Annotated in this window: 17 protein-coding genes and 2 tRNA genes; 8 read left to right on the top strand and 11 right to left on the bottom strand. The window is 72.2% G+C overall.

Annotated elements, in window-relative coordinates; all coding sequences use genetic code 11:
* Nucleotides 1–226 precede the first annotated feature (226 nt).
* A complete protein-coding gene (locus ACIQ87_RS35185; protein ID WP_402415081.1) occupies nucleotides 227–1765 on the top strand; it encodes a N,N-dimethylformamidase beta subunit family domain-containing protein in 1539 nt (512 codons plus the stop codon).
* Nucleotides 1766–1922: 157 nt separating this feature from the next.
* Nucleotides 1923–2822 (top strand): phosphoribosylaminoimidazolesuccinocarboxamide synthase, encoded by a 900-nt coding sequence (locus ACIQ87_RS35180; RefSeq protein ID WP_402415078.1) that lies wholly within the window; start codon nucleotides 1923–1925, stop codon nucleotides 2820–2822.
* A 56-nt stretch (nucleotides 2823–2878) separates the two neighbouring features.
* Here ACIQ87_RS35180 and ACIQ87_RS35175 read toward each other — a convergent pair whose 3' ends face one another.
* The 7 genes from ACIQ87_RS35175 to ACIQ87_RS35145 all read right to left on the bottom strand — a co-directional run bounded on the left by ACIQ87_RS35175 (nucleotide 2879) and on the right by ACIQ87_RS35145 (nucleotide 7497).
* Complete coding sequence (locus tag ACIQ87_RS35175; protein WP_402415075.1) at nucleotides 2879–3502, bottom strand: response regulator; 624 nt, start codon at nucleotides 3500–3502, stop codon at nucleotides 2879–2881.
* A 14-nt stretch (nucleotides 3503–3516) separates the two neighbouring features.
* A complete protein-coding gene (locus ACIQ87_RS35170; RefSeq protein ID WP_402415073.1) occupies nucleotides 3517–4746 on the bottom strand; it encodes a sensor histidine kinase in 1230 nt (409 codons plus the stop codon).
* A gap of 113 nt (nucleotides 4747–4859) precedes the next feature.
* Nucleotides 4860–5693 carry an ABC transporter permease gene (locus ACIQ87_RS35165; RefSeq protein WP_402415071.1) on the bottom strand — a complete coding sequence of 278 codons (834 nt, stop codon included), beginning with the start codon at nucleotides 5691–5693 and terminating at the stop codon, nucleotides 4860–4862.
* Nucleotides 5690–6697, bottom strand: a complete 1008-nt coding sequence (locus ACIQ87_RS35160) for an ABC transporter ATP-binding protein (protein ID WP_402415068.1) — start codon at nucleotides 6695–6697, stop codon at nucleotides 5690–5692. The genes ACIQ87_RS35165 and ACIQ87_RS35160 overlap by 4 nt, the downstream gene beginning before the upstream one ends.
* Before the next feature lie 153 nt (nucleotides 6698–6850).
* Nucleotides 6851–6923: transfer RNA gene (locus tag ACIQ87_RS35155), tRNA-Gly, on the bottom strand.
* Nucleotides 6924–6962: 39 nt separating this feature from the next.
* A tRNA-Gly gene (locus ACIQ87_RS35150) sits at nucleotides 6963–7035 on the bottom strand.
* A 144-nt stretch (nucleotides 7036–7179) separates the two neighbouring features.
* Nucleotides 7180–7497 carry an Lsr2 family protein gene (locus tag ACIQ87_RS35145; RefSeq protein WP_030056585.1) on the bottom strand — a complete coding sequence of 106 codons (318 nt, stop codon included), beginning with the start codon at nucleotides 7495–7497 and terminating at the stop codon, nucleotides 7180–7182.
* A 464-nt stretch (nucleotides 7498–7961) separates the two neighbouring features.
* On the opposite strand from ACIQ87_RS35145, the gene purS reads away from it, so the two are divergent.
* The 4 genes from purS to ACIQ87_RS35125 all read left to right on the top strand — a co-directional run bounded on the left by purS (nucleotide 7962) and on the right by ACIQ87_RS35125 (nucleotide 12028).
* The gene (gene purS, locus ACIQ87_RS35140; RefSeq protein ID WP_049654013.1) at nucleotides 7962–8216 is read left to right on the top strand and encodes a phosphoribosylformylglycinamidine synthase subunit PurS; all 255 of its coding nucleotides are present in this window, start codon (nucleotides 7962–7964) and stop codon (nucleotides 8214–8216) included.
* Nucleotides 8213–8890: a phosphoribosylformylglycinamidine synthase subunit PurQ gene (purQ, locus tag ACIQ87_RS35135; RefSeq protein ID WP_402415066.1), complete on the top strand. Its 678-nt coding sequence runs from the start codon at nucleotides 8213–8215 to the stop codon at nucleotides 8888–8890. The genes purS and purQ overlap by 4 nt, the downstream gene beginning before the upstream one ends.
* A complete protein-coding gene (gene purL, locus ACIQ87_RS35130; protein WP_402415064.1) occupies nucleotides 8890–11145 on the top strand; it encodes a phosphoribosylformylglycinamidine synthase subunit PurL in 2256 nt (751 codons plus the stop codon). The genes purQ and purL overlap by 1 nt, the downstream gene beginning before the upstream one ends.
* A gap of 67 nt (nucleotides 11146–11212) precedes the next feature.
* A complete protein-coding gene (locus ACIQ87_RS35125) occupies nucleotides 11213–12028 on the top strand; it encodes a sterol carrier family protein (RefSeq protein WP_402415061.1) in 816 nt (271 codons plus the stop codon).
* 27 nt (nucleotides 12029–12055) lie between these two features.
* Here the strand turns inward: ACIQ87_RS35125 and ACIQ87_RS35120 are convergent, their stop codons facing one another.
* Nucleotides 12056–12835 carry a DUF3152 domain-containing protein gene (locus ACIQ87_RS35120; protein WP_402415058.1) on the bottom strand — a complete coding sequence of 260 codons (780 nt, stop codon included), beginning with the start codon at nucleotides 12833–12835 and terminating at the stop codon, nucleotides 12056–12058.
* Between the two features lie 221 nt (nucleotides 12836–13056).
* On the opposite strand from ACIQ87_RS35120, the gene ACIQ87_RS35115 reads away from it, so the two are divergent.
* Nucleotides 13057–13476 carry a DUF3151 domain-containing protein gene (locus ACIQ87_RS35115; protein WP_402415056.1) on the top strand — a complete coding sequence of 140 codons (420 nt, stop codon included), beginning with the start codon at nucleotides 13057–13059 and terminating at the stop codon, nucleotides 13474–13476.
* Nucleotides 13477–13615: 139 nt separating this feature from the next.
* Here ACIQ87_RS35115 and fbaA read toward each other — a convergent pair whose 3' ends face one another.
* On the bottom strand, nucleotides 13616–14638 hold the full coding sequence (fbaA, locus tag ACIQ87_RS35110) for a class II fructose-bisphosphate aldolase (protein WP_402415053.1): 1023 nt from the start codon (nucleotides 14636–14638) through the stop codon (nucleotides 13616–13618).
* A 374-nt stretch (nucleotides 14639–15012) separates the two neighbouring features.
* On the opposite strand from fbaA, the gene ACIQ87_RS35105 reads away from it, so the two are divergent.
* Complete coding sequence (locus ACIQ87_RS35105; protein WP_402415050.1) at nucleotides 15013–15732, top strand: DedA family protein; 720 nt, start codon at nucleotides 15013–15015, stop codon at nucleotides 15730–15732.
* Nucleotides 15733–15847: 115 nt separating this feature from the next.
* Here the strand turns inward: ACIQ87_RS35105 and pyrE are convergent, their stop codons facing one another.
* Nucleotides 15848–16384 carry an orotate phosphoribosyltransferase gene (pyrE, locus tag ACIQ87_RS35100; RefSeq protein ID WP_392868562.1) on the bottom strand — a complete coding sequence of 179 codons (537 nt, stop codon included), beginning with the start codon at nucleotides 16382–16384 and terminating at the stop codon, nucleotides 15848–15850.
* Nucleotides 16385–16428: 44 nt separating this feature from the next.
* Complete coding sequence (locus ACIQ87_RS35095) at nucleotides 16429–17436, bottom strand: CoxG family protein (RefSeq protein WP_402415047.1); 1008 nt, start codon at nucleotides 17434–17436, stop codon at nucleotides 16429–16431.
* Nucleotides 17437–17697 lie beyond the last annotated feature (261 nt).

Genomic DNA, 17697 nt, shown 5'->3' with positions numbered 1-17697 from the left:
TCCCAGGTGTCCCGGGAGGGCGCTCGGCACCCCCGTACGCGCCCCCAAATGGGCCGGCCGCCGGGAGTCCTCGCAGGCCGGAGGCCCTGCCCGGGAGGCGCGCGAGATTCCCTGCACCAATTGCTACCGGAGGGTGACGTTGCGCCAGCAGTCTGTGGTGTATTAGACCGCACGCACATCCGGGGGGCACGTGCCAACCGGGCGGAAGTGCACCTGGGAGGGGCGCGTGGGGACCGAACTCAACGGCCGCTGGGAGTCGGGGACGCACGCCTACAGCGTCTCCGACCCCTTCGGCCAGGGCCCGCTGCCCTGGCTGCGCAGCCCGGACCAGTACCTGGCCGGGGCGGAGGGCGCCGTCCCCTGGTACGTCTCGGTGGACGCGCCGGGCCAGCAGCCGCTGGCCGCGGGGGCCCGGCCCAAGCCCACGGTCGGCAGCCCCCAGGGCGCCAACGACGTGGACCAGCAGATCAAGGGCTTCGCCTCGGCCGGGGTGGTCCGCCCCGGCGGCTCGGTGGACTTCCGGGTCACGGTGAACCCGCCCCGCGAGTTCACCGTGGACGTCTTCCGGATCGGCCACTACGGCGGCGACAACGCCCGCCACATGACGTCCAGTCCGCTGATCTCCGGCCTCGCCCAGCCCGCCCCGCTGGTGGTCGACCGGACGGTCTCCTGCCACCACTGGTGGCACTCCTGGCGGCTCCAGATCCCGGTGCACTGGAAGCCCGGCTCGTACGTCGCCGTGCTGACCACCGCCGACATGCTGCACCGCAGCCACATCCCGTTCACCGTCCGGGACTTCGAGGACCAGGCGCACACCGCCGAACTGCTCCTGGTGCTCCCGGACGTGACCTGGCAGGCGTACAACCTGTTCCCCGAGGACGGCCGCACCGGCGCCAGCCTCTACCACGCCTGGGACGGGCGGGGCGGCCTGGTCGGGGAGCCGGAGGCGGCCGTCACCGTCTCCTTCGACCGCCCGCACGCCACCGCCGGACTGCCGCTGCACGTCGGCCACGCGTACGACTTCATCCGCTGGGCCGAGCGCTACGGCTACGACCTCTCGTACGCGACCGCCACCGACCTGCACGCCGGCCTGGTGGACCCGTCCCGGCACCGGGCGCTGGTCTTCCCCGGCCACGACGAGTACTGGTCCGAGCCGATGCGCCGGGCCGCCGAGCGGGCCAGGGACGGCGGCACCTCGCTGGTGTTCCTCTCCGCCAACACCATGTACTGGCGGGTCGAACTGTCCGCCGCCGCCTCCGGCGAGCCCAACCGGCTGCTCAACTGCCGCAAGCGGCAGAAGGTCGGCCCCGGCAGCCCGGCCGCCGGGGCGCCCGGCGCGGCCAGCGCGCTGTGGCGGGACGCGGGCGAGCCCGAGCAGCAGTTGCTCGGGGTGCAGTACTCGGGGCGGGTCGCCGCGCCCGTCCCGCTGGTCGCCCGGCACACCGCGCACTGGCTCTGGGACGGCACCGGCCTCCAGGAGGGCGACGAACTGCCCGGGCTGGTGGCCGGCGAGGCCGACCGCTACTACCCCAAGGTGGCGCTGCCCGACCACATCGAGCGGGTGCTGCTGGCGCACTCGCCCTACCAGGACCTGTCCGGCCGCACCCGCTTCCAGGAGACCTCGCTGTACCGGGCGCCCAGCGGCGCGTACGTCTTCGCGGCCGGCACCTTCGCCTGGTCGCCCGCGCTGGGGCGCCCCGGCCTGACCGACGAACGGATCCAGCGGGCCACCGCCAACCTGTTGGACCGGCTCTGCAAGAACTAGCCGGCCCGGCGGCCGGAGGACCGGCGGACGGCTGCCCGGGAACCGGCGGACGGTGGCCCGGGAACCGGTGTTCGGCGGTCGTGAAAGACTGCGGGGGCAGTGACCTCCCCTTTCGCGGGGCCCCCGCCCGCGAACGACCCCTGAGGACTGAGACACCTTGAGCGGATTTGTCACCAAGCCCGAGCCGGTCCAGGTACCCGGCCTGGTCCACCTGCACACCGGCAAGGTGCGCGACCTCTACCGCACCGAGTCGGGCGAACTGGTCATGGTGGCCAGCGACCGGACGTCCGCCCACGACTGGGTGCTGCCGAACGAGATCCCGGACAAGGGCCGCATCCTCACCCAGCTGTCGCTGTGGTGGTTCGAGCGGATCGCCGACATCGTCCCCAACCACGTGATCTCCACCGAGGTCCCGGCCGGCGCCCCGGCCGACTGGAAGGGCCGCACGCTGGTCTGCCGCAGCCTGGAGATGGTCCCGGTCGAGGCGGTCGCCCGCGGCTACCTGGCCGGCTCCGGCCTGGCCGAGTACAACGAGAGCCGCACGGTCTGCGGCATCGCGCTGCCGGAGGGCCTGGAGAACAGCTCCGAGCTGCCCGGCCCGATCTACACCCCGGCGCTCAAGGCCGAGGTCGGCGAGCACGACGAGAACGTCTCCTACGAGGAGACCGCCCGCCGGATCGGCGCCGAGCTGGCCGCCCAGCTGCGCCGCACCACCCTGGACGTCTACGCCCGGGCCCGGGACATCGCCCGCGGGCGCGGCATCATCCTGGCCGACACCAAGTTCGAGTTCGGCCTGCTGGACGGCGAGCTGGTGATCGGGGACGAGGTGCTCACCCCGGACTCCTCCCGCTACTGGCCGGCCGACGAGTACCAGCCGGGCCGCTCGCAGTCGTCCTTCGACAAGCAGCTGATCCGCGACTGGCTGGTCTCCCCGGCCTCCGGCTGGGACCGCCACAGCGAGCAGCCGCCGCCCGCGCTGCCGGCCGAGATCGTCGAGCGGACACGCGCCAAGTACATCGAGGTGTACGAGCGGCTCACCGGGACCACCTGGGCCTGAGTCCGTCCGGATCGCCCGCGAGCGCCGGGGACTCCTGGGGCGTGTCCGACACGCCCCTAGATCCAGCCGTGCTCGCGGGCGATCCGCACCGCCGCGTGCCGGTTCTCCGCGCCGAGCTTGGTGGCCGCCGAGGACAGGTAGTTGCGCACGGTGCCCGGGGAGAGCGAGGCCCGCTCGGCGATCCCGGCGACCGTGGTGCCGTCGGCGGCCAGCTCCAGGACGTCCGTCTCGCGCGGGGTCAGCGGGCTCTCGCCGGCGCTGATCGCGTCCGCCGCCAGCTCCGGGTCCACGTACCGGCCGCCGGAGCGCACGGTGCGGATGATGCCGGCCAGGTCCGCCGCCGAGACGGTCTTCGGCAGGAAGCCGCGGATCCCGACCTCCAGCGCCCGCTTCAGGTAGCCCGGGCGGCCGTGGCCGGTGACGATCATGCAGCGGCAGTCCGGCAGCACCACGCGCAGCTGGGCGGCCACCTCGATGCCGTCCTTGCCCGGCATCTGGAGGTCCAGCACCGCGACGTCCGGTCGGTGCGCCAGCGCCATCGCCAGCGCCTCCGTACCGGAGCCGGCCTGGGCGACCACCTCGATGTCGTCCTCCAGCGAGAGCAGCGCGGCCAGCGCGCCCCGGATCAGGTGCTCGTCGTCGGCGAGCAGGACGCGGACGGACGCGGCGTTCTCGGTCATCGGGCGGGCCTTCCTCAGCGGGGGAGCGGGACGGTGGCGAGCATCCGGAAGACGCCCGCCTCGGCGGCCGGTACGGTCAGCTCGCCTTCGTGGGCGGCGAGCCGCTCGCGCAGCCCGCGCAGCCCGGTGCCGCTGCCCTGGGACGGGAACGGGACGTCGGGCACCCCGTCATTCTCCAGTTCCAGCACGGCCCGTCCGTCCTCGGTCCGCAGCCGGATCAGGCAGCGGCCGGCCTCGCTGTGCCGCAGCACGTTGGTGGTGGCCTCGCGGATCACCCAGCCGAACACCGACTGGACCGGGGGCGGCAGCTCGTCGGCGTGCTCGCCGAGGTCGATCTCGCAGGCGACGTCGGCCGAGCGCAGCACCGCCCGGGCGCCGATCGCCTCGGCGTGCAGGTCGGCGGTGCGGTAGCCGCGGATGACGTCCCGGACCTCGCGCTGCGACTCCTGGGCGATCTTCTGCACCTCGGCCATCTGGTCGGCGGCCTCCTCGCGCCCCCGGCGGGCGAGCCGGACGGCGAGCTCGCTCTTCAGCGCGATGGTGGTGAGGTTGCGGCCCATCACGTCGTGCAGGTCACGGGAGAAGCGCAGTCGCTCCTCGGCGACGGCCAGCCGGGACTGGGCCTCGCGGGCGGCGTCGAGTTCCCAGACCACCGAGGTCAGCCAGGCGAAGCTGCGGCAGGTCCCGCCGAGGACGGGCAGCATGACCAGGGAGCCGATCAGCAGCCCGGCGGTGCCGGCGAGGCCGTATCCGGCCAGCACCATCGCCGGCGCGATCAGCAGGAACCCGCCGAGGGCGGCCAGCGAGGCCCGGGGGATCGACAGTCCGATGGACGCCGGGCCGAAGGCGATGGCGAGCAGGAGGGTCGCCATCGTGGCGGTGAACGCCATTCCGGACCGGCCGTCCACCCCGTCGGCGTGCGGTCCGAGCAGCAGGATGGCCCAGGAGCCGGCCACCGCGAACGCGCCGTTGGCGGCCAGCCAGCGCAGGTGGTCGGTGGGGCGCTTCAGGTAGTGGTCGAGCGAGGTGCGGCAGGCCCGCAGGCCCAGCAGCGTGGAGGCGAGCGAGACCAGCAGGGCGATCCGGACCGTCCCGACGGAGTCCGGCAGGTCGGCCCGGGCCCCGGCGGAGAGCAGGGTGATCGGGAGCAGCAGCAGCGGCAGCGTGTAGAGCGACCAGCGGAAGTACAGCTCGGTGCGCCGGGGCTTGCTCAGGCTCGTCCAGCTGCGAAGCGGTGACCGCATTCTCAAATTCTTCCGCCCCAGTTCGATCACGATCTTGCCGGTGTCTTCATATCAGAGGCACGGAAGGCGTTCATCCGTCGGATGAACGCCTTCCGTGCGCGGTGCCCTTCGGGTCAGCGGCGCGGCTCCCAGTGGAAGTAGCGCACCGCGCCCCAGACGGCCAGGCCCAGCCAGATGGTCCCGGTGACCAGGTGCGAGCCGGCGGCGCCCCAGGAGCCGGCGAAGCCGGTCGCGGCGGCCGAGCCGTCGGTGCCGAACCAGCCGACCCGGATCAGCTGGAAGGCGGGGGTGGTCGGCAGCAGGCGGCAGATGTCGGCCAGCTGCTTGGGCATGACCTCCAGCGGGACGAACAGGCCGGAGCCGAGCTGCATCACCAGCATGACCGGCAGGGTGGTGATGCCCGCGCTCTCCACGGTCTTGGTGAAGGCGCTGGACAGTGCGGCCAGGGCGATCATGGTGGCCAGCGCCAGCAGCAGGCCGACCAGCATCAGCACCGGGTTGACCGGAACGGCCAGGTGCAGGCCGAGGCTGCCGCCGATCCCGATCAGGGCGGCCATCATCAGCGCGAGCGCGAGCGAGGGGACGGCGGTGCCGAGCAGGATCTCGATGTCCCGGGCCTCGCCGGTGCGCAGCCGCTTGAGGACCAGCTCACCGCGCCGTCCGACGTACGCGGCGGTCAGGTTGTAGTACACGACGAAGGCCAGGATCATCCCGACCGAGCCGTAGACCAGCAGCGAGTCGACGTCCAGCCCGGGGTTGGACTCGGCCTGCTTCGACAGCGCGCTCTGCAGGGTGAAGACCAGCACCAGCGGCAGCACCAGGGCGGTGAACAGGGCCGTGCGGTTGCGCATCAGCAGGGTGGCCTCGGCCCGGCCGAGGGCGAGCAGTCGGCGGACGGTGGTGCTCTGCGGACCGGCGGTGGCGGCGGTGGGGGCGGCGGTGGTCATCGGGCGGATCCGATCAGGCGGCGGCGGGCGGGGCGGGTGGCGGCGGGCGCCTGCGGGGGGCTCTGGTGGGCGGCTTCGGAGGCGATCGCGAGGAAGGCCTCCTCCAGCGAGGCGCTGCGGGCGTCCAGGGCGCCGAGTGCGATCCCGTGGTGCCGGGCCCAGCCGAGCAGGTCGGTGAGGGTGTCCTGGAGCCCGAGGGTCTGCACGGTGATCTTGCGGCCCTCGACGCCGATCTCGGCCCCGGCCAGGACGGGCAGTGCCGTCCCGGTGAAGTCGGGAAGCTCGAAGCTGATCCGGGCGGGCCGGCCGGCGATCACCTCGGCGACGGTGCCGGAGGTGACGACCCGGCCGCCGTGCATGATGGCCAGCCGGTCGGCCAGCTCCTCGGCCTCCTCCAGGTAGTGCGTGGTGAGCAGCACCGTGGTGCCCTGGGCGCGCAGCTCGCGGACCAGCTGCCAGACGGCGGCGCGCGCCTCCGGGTCGAGACCGGTGCTCGGCTCGTCCAGGAAGAGCACCTCGGGGCGGCCGAGCAGGGCCATCGCGAGGTCCAGCCGGCGCTTCTCGCCGCCGGACAGCTGCTTGACCCGGACGTTCGCCCGGTGGCCGAGGCCGACCAGCTCCAGCGCCTCCGCCACCGGGCGGGCGCCGCTGGTCATCCCGGCCCAGGCGCGGCCGGTCTCGGCGGCGGTGAGCTCGCCGGGGAAGCCGCCCTCCTGGAGCATGATGCCGATCCGCGGGCGGACGGCGGCGCGCTCCTTGAAGGGGTCCCGGCCGAGCACCCGGACGGTGCCGCCGGTGGGCGCGGCCAGGCCCTCGATGACCTCCATGGTGGAGGTCTTGCCGGCCCCGTTGGTGCCGAGCAGGGCGAACAGCTCGCCGCGGCGGACGGTCAGGTCCACGCCGCGCACGGCGTGGTACCCGGAGGTGCCGCCGCCGTAGTGGCGGTGCAGGTCGGTGACCTCGATCACGTCGTCGCTGGGGCGGGAGGGCCGGCTCGTTTCCATGCCTCAAGCCTTCCGCCGACCGGGCCGCGCGGGCAGTGCGCACCGTCATGACATCGCGGTGCGGATGCACGGGTCGGCGATGACAAATGTCATGGGCCGATTTGCCGGGGAATGCCGAAGGGCCCCCTCGAGTGAGGGGGCCCTTCGTATCGGAGCGGACGACGAGATTCGAACTCGCGACCCTCACCTTGGCAAGGTGATGCTCTACCAACTGAGCCACGTCCGCAGGTCAAACTATTGAGTTGTGCTGTGCTCGCGCACTGCGAGCGGACGACGAGATTCGAACTCGCGACCCTCACCTTGGCAAGGTGATGCTCTACCAACTGAGCCACGTCCGCACGGTGCCTGGTGGGGCACCCGCCGCCTCTTCGGATCTCTCCGTTGCGGCGACGAGGAATACTCTACAGCATCTTTCGGGGTGGTCGCCCCACCCTTTCGGTCCGGGCGGGCGGGGCGACCGGGGAGCGGTGTCCCCGCGGGGCTCAGTTCGCCTCGGCGAACGCCTCGTACACGTGCTTGGGGATGCGGCCGCGGGCCGGCAGCTCCATCCCGCGGGACAGCGCCCAGGCTCGGACGGCGGCCGGGTCCGGGGTGAGGGCCGTGCGGCGGAAGGACTTTCCGGTGCGGCTCTGGCGGCGGCCGGCGGCGACGAACGGAGCGAGGGCCTCCCGCAGCTTTTCCGCGTTGTCCACGGACAGGTCGATCTCGTACGACTTCCCGTCGACGCCGAAGTGGACGGTTTCCGCGGCGGCGCCGCCGTCCAGGTCGTCGGAGAGCGTGACAACTACACGCTGAGCCATGGGTGTCAATCCTCTCGGCAATTCGGCCGCCGGTCCGAGGGGGTACCGAGGCCTGATGTGCACCAACTCGCCCAAGCGCGTACGGGCAGGCCGGGCGGCCCGCCTGATACGCAGCACTTGCCGCGACAGGTGGCCCTATTCTGCACCCGAAGGGGGCCGAAATCGAAGAGTCCGGCATTCTTTTCCGGATATTCACGTCTCTTCGCGGGGTTCCGGGATACCGATGTGCGGGACGGGCGGATCTGTCCCCAAGTGCCGTATTCGGGTGTTCTCCCGGCGGCGTCGTTCCGGGGGCCGAATCCGGGGAAACCGGTCGGCCCTGGCGGGCGGCGGGGGGCCCGGATCCCTTGCGGCGTAAGGGTCTGGAGTCTACGCGCGTCGCTATCCCCGGCCAGCAATCCTGCCCGAAACCACGGGTAGTCTGGGGTTCCCCCGCCTCACCGAAGACACCACCGGGAGTGCCAGTGGCACGCGTCGTAGTCGACGTCATGCTCAAGCCGGAGATCCTCGACCCCCAGGGACAGGCGGTGCAGCGTGCACTGCCCCGTCTCGGATTCACCGGGATCGCCGACGTCCGCCAGGGCAAGCGTTTCGAGCTGGATGTGGAGGGCCCGGTCGACGACGCGGCGCTCGCCCGTATCCGCGAAGCCGCCGAGACCTTTCTCGCCAACACCGTGATCGAGGACTTCACCGTCCGGGTCGAGGAGGAGGGCAAGTGACCACCCGCGTCGGCGTCGTCACTTTCCCCGGCTCCCTCGACGACCGCGACGCCCAGCGGGCGGTCCGTCTCGCCGGCGCCGAGCCGGTCGCCCTCTGGCACCGTGACAAGGATCTCCACCAGGTCGACGCCGTCGTCCTGCCGGGCGGATTCAGTTACGGCGACTATCTGCGCTGCGGTGCGATCTCCCGCTTCTCGCCGGTGATGGAGACCGTCATCGAGCAGGCGAAGCTCGGAATGCCGGTGCTCGGTATCTGCAACGGCTTCCAGGTGCTGTGCGAATCGCACCTGCTGCCCGGTGCGCTCCACCGGAACGACTCGCTGCACTTCGTCTGCCGCGACCAGAAGCTGCGCATCGAGAACGCCGGCACCGCCTGGACCCGGGATTACTCGGCGGGCCAGGAAATCGTCGTCCCGCTGAAGAACGGCGAGGGCCGCTTCGTCGCCGACGAGCGGGTGCTCGACGAACTGGAGGCGGAGGGCCGGGTCGTCGCCCGTTACCTCGACGTCAACCCGAACGGTTCGTACCGCGACATCGCCGGCATCACCAACGCCGCCGGCAATGTCGTCGGCCTGATGCCGCACCCGGAGCACGCCGTGGAGCCGCTCACCGGTCCGACCACCGAGGGCCTGGGCTTCTTCACTTCCGTCCTGAAGCAGCTGGTGAACGCCTGATGAGCCTCGACACCGTCAAGAACGCCGAGCAGACCCCGGACGCCGCCCAGCCCTGGGCCGAACTCGGCCTCAAGGAGGACGAGTACGCCCGCATCCGGGAGATCCTCGGCCGCCGCCCGACCGGCGCCGAACTCGCGATGTACTCGGTCATGTGGTCGGAGCACTGTTCGTACAAGAGCAGCAAGGTCCACCTGAAGCAGTTCGGCGAGAAGAAGCCGGATTCGGACGCGATGCTCGTCGGCATCGGCGAGAACGCCGGTGTCGTCGACGTCGGCCAGGGCTACGCGGTCACCTTCAAGGTCGAGTCGCACAACCACCCGTCGTACATCGAGCCCTACCAGGGCGCGGCCACCGGCATCGGCGGCATCGTGCGCGACATCCTGGCGATGGGCGCCCGTCCGGTCGCCGTGATGGACCCGCTGCGCTTCGGTGCGGCCGACCACCCGGACACCCGGCGCGTGCTGCCCGGGATCGTCGCGGGCATCGGCGGCTACGGCAACTGCCTGGGCCTGCCGAACATCGGCGGCGAGGTTGTCTTCGACTCCTGCTACCAGGGCAACCCGCTGGTCAACGCGCTGTGCGTGGGCGTCATGAAGCACGAGGACATCCACCTCGCGCAGGCCTCCGGCGCCGGCAACAAGGTCATCCTGTACGGCGCCCGGACCGGTGGCGACGGCATCGGCGGCGTCTCGGTGCTCGCCTCCGAGACCTTCGACGACACCAAGCCGGCCAAGCGCCCGGCCGTCCAGGTCGGCGACCCGTTCCAGGAGAAGCTCCTGATCGAGTGCACCCTGGAGATCTTCCGGGAGAAGCTCGTCAAGGGCATCCAGGACCTCGGCGGGGCCGGTCTGTCCTGCGCCACCAGCGAGCTGGCCTCGGCCGGCTCCGGCGGCATGCGGATCGAGCTCGACACCGTGCACCTGCGCGACCACACGCTCTCGCCGGAGGAGATCCTCATGAGCGAGTCGCAGGAGCGCATGTGCGCGATCGTGGAGCCCGACAAGGTCGACCGCTTCCTGGAGATCTGCGAGAAGTGGGACGTCATCGCCAACGTCATCGGTGAGGTGACCGACGGTGAGCGCCTGGAGATCTACTGGCACGGCGATCTCGTGGTGGACGTCCCGCCGCGCACCGTCGCCCACGAGGGCCCGACCTACGAGCGTCCGTACGCCCGCCCGAGCTGGCAGGACGCGCTGCAGGCCGACGCCCCGACCGCCGAGCGGCTGGCCCGCCCGACCACCGGCGAGGGCCTCAAGGCCGACCTGCTGAAGGTCACCAGCCACCCGAACCAGGCCTCCAAGTCCTGGATCACCAACCAGTACGACCGCTACGTGCTGGGCAACACGGTGCTCGCCTCCGGCGAGGACTCGGGCATGATCCGGATCGACGAGGAGACCAACCTCGGCGTCTCGGTCGCCACCGACGGCAACGGCCGCTTCGCCAAGCTGGACCCGTACACCGGCGCCCAGCTGGCCCTGGCCGAGGCGTACCGCAACGTCGCGGCCGGCGGTGCCAAGCCGCTCGCCGTCTCCGACTGCCTCAACTTCGGCTCCCCCGAGGACCCGGACGTGATGTGGCAGTTCGCCGAGGCCACCCGCGGCCTGGCCGACGCCTGCCTGGTGCTCGGCACCCCGGTCACCGGCGGCAACGTCTCGCTGTACAACCAGACCGGCGAGGTCGCCATCCACCCGACCCCGGTGGTCGCGGTGCTCGGCGTGATCGACGACGTCACCCGGCGCACCCCGCTGGCCTTCGCCGAGGAGGGGCAGCTGCTCTACCTGCTCGGCGACACGGCGGACGAGCTCGGCGGCTCGGCCTGGTCGCAGGCGGTCCACGACCACCTCGGCGGCCTGCCGCCCAAGGTGGACCTGGAGCGCGAGCGGCTGCTCGGCGAGATCCTGATCGCCGCCTCGCGCGACGGCATGATCGACGCCGCGCACGACCTGTCCGACGGCGGTCTCGGCCAGGCGCTGGTGGAGAGCTGCCTCAAGGGCGGTCACGGTGCGCGCATCGTCGTGCCCGAGGGCCAGGACCCGTTCGTCCTGCTGTTCTCGGAGTCGGCCGGCCGCGCCGTCGTGGCGGTGCCGCGCAGCGAGGAGCTGCGGTTCAACGACATGTGCACCGCGCGTGGCCTCCCGGCCACCCGGATCGGTGTCGTGGACGGCGACAGCCTGGACGTCCAGGGCCAGTTCAGCGTCTCGCTGGCGGAACTGACGGAGGCTCACACCGGCGTCATCGAGGCCCTGCTGGCCTGACGCACGGTTCCCGAGGGGCGGGTGGTTCTCTGGTGAACCACCCGCCCCTCGGCGTATGTTGACGCCCATGCCTGCCAAGTCCCGTACGTATCAGCCGCAGAAGGTGAGCGCCGCGTTGGTGGCGCAGAGCGAGGCGGTGCGCGATGTCGTGCACCGGCTGACGGATTCCGACCTCGACCGGACGACCCGGCTCGGCGCCTGGAAGGTGCGCGAGCTGGTGACCCACGTGAGCCTGGCGCTGAGCCAGCTGCTGGGTGTGCTGAACTCGCCGGTGCCGGACGGGCCGGCGCTCCCACTGGCCGACTACGCGGCGATGGCCGCGACGATGGCCGAGTTCGTCGACAGCGCGACCACGGAGCACGCGGAGATCGGCTTCGCCGGCTCGGCCAAGGAGGTGGCCGCCGAGTTCGACCGGTCGCTCGACGCCGTGCGGGCGGAGCTCGACGGGCCGGCCGTGGCGGACCCGGAGCGGAAGGTCACCTTCCTGACCGGACATCCGATGCTCCTGACCGAGTACCTGGTGTCCCGGCTGGTCGAGGCCGTGGTGCATGCCGACGACCTGGCCGACGCGCTCGGCCTGGAGGCCTTCCCGCACGACCCCCAGGCCCTCGCCGCCGTCTCCCGGATGCTGGCCGACGCCCTCGCCGGGCAGGTGCCCGGCGGCGCGGTCGAGCTGCGGGTCCCGCCGTACGCGGTGGTCCAGGCGGTGCCGGGGCCGAAGCACACCCGGGGCACCCCGCCCAACGTGGTGGAGACCGATCCGCTGACCTGGATCCGGCTGGCCACCGGCCGGCTCGACTGGGCGGCGGCGGTGGAGTCGGCCAAGGTGTCCGCCTCGGGGGAGCGCAGCGACCTGCGGGCCTACCTGCCGGTGCTCGGCTAGGACTTCGGCCGGCGGGCCGCCCGGACCCTAGGGGACGGACGGCCCGCTGAGGTACACGCCCTCCGCCGAGTACGGCCAGGCGTTGGGCGCGCAGCCCTTGAGGCCGTAGATCTGCTGCATCATCGCGGGCGCGGGCTTGCCCTCGCCCGGGCAGCTCTCGTGGCCGTGGCCGATCCGGTGGCCCACCTCGTGGTTGACGATCAGCGCCCGGTACTCCTCCAGCGGTCCGCTGAACTGGGGGGAACCGGTGTTCCAGCGCTTGGAGTTGACGAGCACCTGGTTGCCGACGTTGCAGTTGACCTCGCCGTGGGTGTCCAGGCCGGAGGCGCCGCAGATCCGGTCCACGGTGGCCGGGGAGGCGATCTTCACGGTGAAGTCGTACGGGCCGCTCGCGACCAGCTGGAAGCCGTTCTTGTGGTCGTTGGTCCAGCCGCGCTTGTCGCCGAGGATGCCGTGGATCTGCGCGGCGGCGGTCGGGGCGTCGATGCCGATGCCGTCCTCGACCTCCACCCGGTAGCGGCGCACGTTGCCGCGCCCGACCGGTTTGGCGGTGGCGGGGGCGACGGTGAAGGTGCCCGCGCCCATGGTGGGGCCGGGGTCGGGGCCGGCGGGGGCGGGCGGTGCCACGGGCGGCGGGGTGGCGGCCGGGGGCGGGGTCGGCTCCGGCGTGGCCGTGGCGGTCTGTTCGGCCGGCGGGGCGACCCGCGCCTGGGTGGTCGGGGTGGCGGCCGGGGTTCCCCCCGGGCGGTTCAGCACGACCGCCGTGGCACCCAGCACCAGCGCGGAGACCACCAGCGCCATGAGCATGCCAGGACCGAGTCTGCGCCGCGGTCGGCGGCGTCGGCGACCGCCCTTCCGGGGCGGTGCGGTGCGCCTGCCGACGGATCGGGCTGCGGACATGATCTTCACACTGGCATGGCGAACGGGTGAATGTCTACGTGCCTGGTGGGGAGGTTCGCCACCCCGGGGACGGTGCTCCGTCCGGGACGGCGGTTGACCCCTGCGTCTCGGGTGGCAGACTTCAGGGCATGGCGATTCACAGGAATCTTCTCGACGGTCCCGAACCGACCCTCCTCCCGGAGGAGGAGCGCCCCTACCGGATGCTGGCGGAGGAGTCGGCCTCCCCGACCCAGGTGGCGGCCGAGTTCCCGGTCTTCTGCCTGGCCTGGGCGATGCTCGCCGACGACGCCTTCGCGGCCGGACGGTACGTCGAGTCGTACGCCTACGCCCGGACCGGCTACCACCGTGGCCTGGACGCGCTGCGGCGCAACGGCTGGAAGGGCCACGGCCCGGTGCCGTGGGAGCACCGCGGCAACCGCGGCTTCCTGCGCTGCCTGGCGGCGCTCGCCCGGGCGGCCGGCGCGATCAAGGAGACCGAGGAGGAGGCCCGCTGCTGGCAGTTCCTGAAGGACAGCAGCGCGGAGGCGTACGCGGAGCTCAAGCAGTAACCACCCCGACGTGACGGGTGCCCCCGGCGGAGAAACCGCCGGGGGCACCCGTGTCTTCACGCTCGGGGCGCGGGTCCGCACGCTCGGGGCGCGGGTTTCCGCGCTCGGGGCGCTCGCTTCCGCGCTCGCGGCGCGGACCTCACTTCAGGCGCTTGCCCGCCGAACGCAGCTGCTCGGCGGCCTCGACCACGCGGGCGGCCATGCCGGCCTCGGCCAGCTTGCCCCAGGTGCGCGGGTCGTAGGTGTTCTTCTTGCCGACCTCGCCGTCGACCTTCAGCACGCCGTCGTAGTTGGCGAACATGTGGCCGGCCACCGGGCGGGTGAAGGCGTACTGGGTGTCGGTGTCCAGGTTCATCTTCACGACGCCGTTCTCCAGCGCGGTGGCGATCTCCTCGGCGCTCGAGCCCGAGCCGCCGTGGAAGACGAAGTCGAACGGGTCGGTCTTGCCGTACTGCTTGCCGATCGCGTCCTGGAGCTCGCGCAGCAGCTCCGGCTTCAGCACGACGTTGCCCGGCTTGTACACGCCGTGCACGTTGCCGAAGGAGGCGGCCAGCAGGTAGCGGCCCTTCTCGCCCAGGCCCAGCGCCTCGGCGGTGCGCACGGCGTCGTTGACGGTGGTGTACAGCTCGTCGTTGATCTCGTGGGTGACGCCGTCCTCCTCACCGCCGGTCGGGGTGATCTCGACCTCGAGGATGATCTTGGCGGCGGCGGCCTGGGCCAGCAGCTCCTGGGCGATGGCCAGGTTGTCGGAGAGGGTCTCGGCCGAGCCGTCCCACATGTGCGACTGGAACAGCGGGTTCTCGCCCCGGGCCACGCGCTCGGCGGAGACCGCCAGCAGCGGGCGGACGTAGCCGTCCAGCTTGTCCTTCGGGCAGTGGTCGGTGTGCAGCGCGACGGTGACGTCGTACTTGGCGGCGACGATGTGGGCGAACTCGGCGAGCGCGACGGCGCCGGTCACCATGTCCTTGTTGTGCTGGCCGCCCAGGAACTCCGCGCCACCGGTCGAGATCTGGATGATGCCGTCGCTCTCGGCCTCGGCGAAGCCACGCAGCGCGGCGTGCAGGGTCTGCGACGACGTGACGTTGATGGCCGGGTAGGCGAACTTGCCCGCCTTGGCCCGGTCCAGCATCTCGTTGTAGACCTCGGGAGTTGCGATGGGCATGCGATCCGCTCCTGTCGGGTTGCGGCGTACGGACGGTGCTGTCCGACGCTGTGTACGCCTTCGTGACGACTCCGTGCCGGCCCGCCGACGCGCGGCGTTGCGGTGTGGCTCTCCGGCACGTTCGAGGCGACCTCCGCGGTACGGCCATGAGGGTGGTGTGCCGTTGCGGACCGGACGCCTGTGCCATCTTCCCAGACTCGTGCCCGCAGGTCAGCAGGAGCCCGGCATGCGGAACGGCGCACGGCACGGGCGCACGGTGGGCTCCGGGTGGGCTCCGGGCGGCCCCGACGGGGGCCGGGAACGCTCCCGGCCGGGCACCGCGGGCGCGGTACGCCCGCGCTTCGCCGGCAAGGTGCGCCCGCTATCCTGCGCCCGTGGACTACAACCAGCTGGCCGTCAACCTGCTCGACGCCAAATCCCTGATCTCGTCCCTCGGCGCCATCGGGCTGATCGCGATCATCTTCGCGGAGACCGGCCTGCTGGTCGGCTTCTTCTTCCCGGGCGACTCGCTGCTCATCCTCGCGGGTGTCGCCGCCTCGAACGCCGCCTCCTCGGTGCTCGGCGACGGCGCCAAGCTGCCGATCGCCGTGCTGTTGATCGGCTGCCCGATCGCGGCGATCGCCGGCGCCCAGCTCGGGCACCTGATCGGCGCCAAGGTCGGGCCGAAGATGTTCGACAAGCCCGATTCGAAGATCTTCCGCCGCGAGTACGTGGTCAAGGCGGAGGAGTACTTCAACAAGTTCGGCTCCGGCAAGGCCGTGGTGCTGGCCCGCTTCATGCCGATCATCCGCACCTTCCTGAACCCGGTCGCCGGCACCCTGGAGATGCCCGCCCGGACCTTCTTCGTCTGGAACGTGATCGGCGGCGTGCTGTGGACCGAGTCCATGCTGCTGATCGGCTACTTCTTCGGTGACGCGCTCGCCCCGGTGATCGACAAGTACCTGATCCCGGCGGTGCTGCTGATCGTCCTGCTGTCGATCTCGCCGATCCTGGTCGAGGTCATGCGCGAGCGGAAGAAGAAGCGGGCCGGCGGTGCCGAGGCCGCCGGCGAGAGCCAGGTCCAGGTCGGCAACGGCCGGCACCGGCGGGGCTGAGGCCGACACCGGCCCCGGCGGGGCCGGGCGCCCGCCGCTCCGGACACGACGGAGGGCCGGTGCTGTTTCACGTGAAACAGCACCGGCCCTCCGTCGTTCGTCGTGCCGGGCGGGGTCAGAGACCCAGGTCGTCCAGGGTGTACGCGGTCACGTACTCCAGGCCCTCGGCCTCGACGGCGGCCGCGCCGCCGCGCTCCACGATCACCGCGACGCCGACCACCTCGGCGCCCGCCTCGCGCAGCGCCTCCACGGCGGTCAGCACCGAGCCGCCGGTGGTGGAGGTGTCCTCGACGGCCAGCACCCGGCGGCCCTTGACCTCCGGGCCCTCGATCCGGCGCTGGAGGCCGTGGGCCTTGCCGGTCTTGCGGACCACGAAGGCGTCCAGCTGCTGCCCGCGCGCGGCGGCGGCGTGCAGCATCGAGGCGGCCACCGGGTCGGCACCCAGGGTCAGACCGCCGACGGCGTCGTACTCCAGGTGCGAGGTCGCGTCCAGCATCACCCGGCCGACCAGCGGGGCGGCCACGCCGTCCAGCGTGATCCGGCGCAGGTCGACGTAGTAGTCGGCCTCCTTGCCGGAGGAAAGGGTGACCTTGCCGTGCACGACGGCCTTGTCCTTGATCTGTGCCAGCAGGGCGTCGCGGTCGTTGCTCATGAGCGTTCAGTCTAGGCCCTGGTGGGCCCCGCGGCTCTCCGGGCTCAGCGCCGGCGCAGCGCCCTGACCAGCACCACGGCACCGCCCAGCAGCGCCACCGAGCCGCCGATCACCCACGGCACCGCGCTGCGGCCGCCGGTGCCCGGTACCACGATCCCACCGGCCTCGCCGCCCCAGCGGGACGCCGCCCGGGCCCGCGCGCTGCGGGCGGGCAGCGCCGGGGCGTACGGGCCGCGCGGCGGGGCGTGGTCCACCTCCTCGGCGGACCGGCCGACGATGCTGCGGCGCACCGGGCCGGAGAGCACCGGCTCGTCCTCGTACGCGAAGAGCGGCTCGGCGGGGAGTTCCTCGGCGACGCCGTCCCGCTCGGCGGAGCCGTCCGCGCCCTCGCCGTCGACGTCGTCCTCGTCGTCGTCGGCGGAGCCGGTGGGCAGACCGAAGCGCTCGGCATCGGCGTCGGAGAAGGCGATCAGGTCGGAGAGGTCGTCGTCCAGGTCGTCACCGGGCTGGTCCTGGTGCTCCTCGATGAAGACCACACCGGCGTCGGCCCCGGCGGGGGCGGCGTCGTCCTCCTCCTGGTCCGGGTCCTGGTCCTGCGGCTGCTCGCCCTCCGGGGCGGCCAGCGCGGCGGCGAACCTGTCCAGCAGCCGGCGTCCGGTGGTGTCGAGGGTCTCCTCGTCGAACTCGGTCAGCCGGCCGGTGGCGCTCAGGTCGCCGGTGAAGCGGATCGCCGCGGTGCCGTCCTCGGCGCCGTCCGCGACGCTGACCCGGACGGTGGCGGTCACCTCGCCGCTGCCCCGGGCCTCCTCGCCCTCGGCGAGCACCGTCAGCACGCCCTCCCGGCCCTCGATCAGCGACAGCACGCCCTTGTACGTGATCGTGGAGCCGCCGACCCGCAGCTTCAGCCGGCCGCTGATCTCCTCGGCCGCACCGGCGCCGACCGCGGCCGGCTCGGTGCTCAGCCCCGGCACACTCCGCGCCAGCAGCGCCGGATCCTGCAAGGCCTGCCGCACCAGCTCGGCGGACATCGGGACGACAACCTCATGCTCCATGCCACGGAGCCTACCGACTGCCCCCCGCCCGGTCCCTACCCACCACCATCCGATTTTCCCCGTCCCACCTGTTCCCTTGGCCGTCGCACCATCGCCCCGGCGGGGAGTGTCATGAATTCGGTGGACACCCTGATCAAGGGAGACACTGATGAGCTTGCTGGCGGATCACCGGATCGAGTCGGTTCCTGACGGATCGGTTTCGTCGGAGCCGGAAACGGCCGATGCCTTGGGCATGGGGCCGAGGAAGAATACTGGCGGATC

It is taken from the genome of Kitasatospora sp. NPDC096204 (assembly GCF_044763205.1).
In the GTDB taxonomy this organism is placed as follows: domain Bacteria; phylum Actinomycetota; class Actinomycetes; order Streptomycetales; family Streptomycetaceae; genus Kitasatospora.
This window is presented reverse-complemented; position numbering and strand designations above follow the sequence as displayed.

What these genes read in the sequence shown, in the direction of transcription:
- ACIQ87_RS35120 (WP_402415058.1), bottom strand. Translation starts at nt 12,835, where the DNA reads ATGCTCATGGCGCTGGTGGTCTCCGCGCTGGTGCTGGGTGCCACGGCG.
- ACIQ87_RS35095 (WP_402415047.1), bottom strand. Translation starts at nt 17,436, where the DNA reads ATGGAGCATGAGGTTGTCGTCCCGATGTCCGCCGAGCTGGTGCGGCAG.
- ACIQ87_RS35165 (WP_402415071.1), bottom strand. Translation starts at nt 5,693, where the DNA reads ATGACCACCGCCGCCCCCACCGCCGCCACCGCCGGTCCGCAGAGCACC.
- ACIQ87_RS35145 (WP_030056585.1), bottom strand. Translation starts at nt 7,497, where the DNA reads ATGGCTCAGCGTGTAGTTGTCACGCTCTCCGACGACCTGGACGGCGGC.
- pyrE (WP_392868562.1), bottom strand. Translation starts at nt 16,384, where the DNA reads ATGAGCAACGACCGCGACGCCCTGCTGGCACAGATCAAGGACAAGGCC.
- ACIQ87_RS35170 (WP_402415073.1), bottom strand. Translation starts at nt 4,746, where the DNA reads ATGCGGTCACCGCTTCGCAGCTGGACGAGCCTGAGCAAGCCCCGGCGC.
- ACIQ87_RS35160 (WP_402415068.1), bottom strand. Translation starts at nt 6,697, where the DNA reads ATGGAAACGAGCCGGCCCTCCCGCCCCAGCGACGACGTGATCGAGGTC.
- purL (WP_402415064.1), top strand. Translation starts at nt 8,890, where the DNA reads ATGAGCCTCGACACCGTCAAGAACGCCGAGCAGACCCCGGACGCCGCC.
- ACIQ87_RS35175 (WP_402415075.1), bottom strand. Translation starts at nt 3,502, where the DNA reads ATGACCGAGAACGCCGCGTCCGTCCGCGTCCTGCTCGCCGACGACGAG.
- ACIQ87_RS35125 (WP_402415061.1), top strand. Translation starts at nt 11,213, where the DNA reads ATGCCTGCCAAGTCCCGTACGTATCAGCCGCAGAAGGTGAGCGCCGCG.
- fbaA (WP_402415053.1), bottom strand. Translation starts at nt 14,638, where the DNA reads ATGCCCATCGCAACTCCCGAGGTCTACAACGAGATGCTGGACCGGGCC.
- ACIQ87_RS35115 (WP_402415056.1), top strand. Translation starts at nt 13,057, where the DNA reads ATGGCGATTCACAGGAATCTTCTCGACGGTCCCGAACCGACCCTCCTC.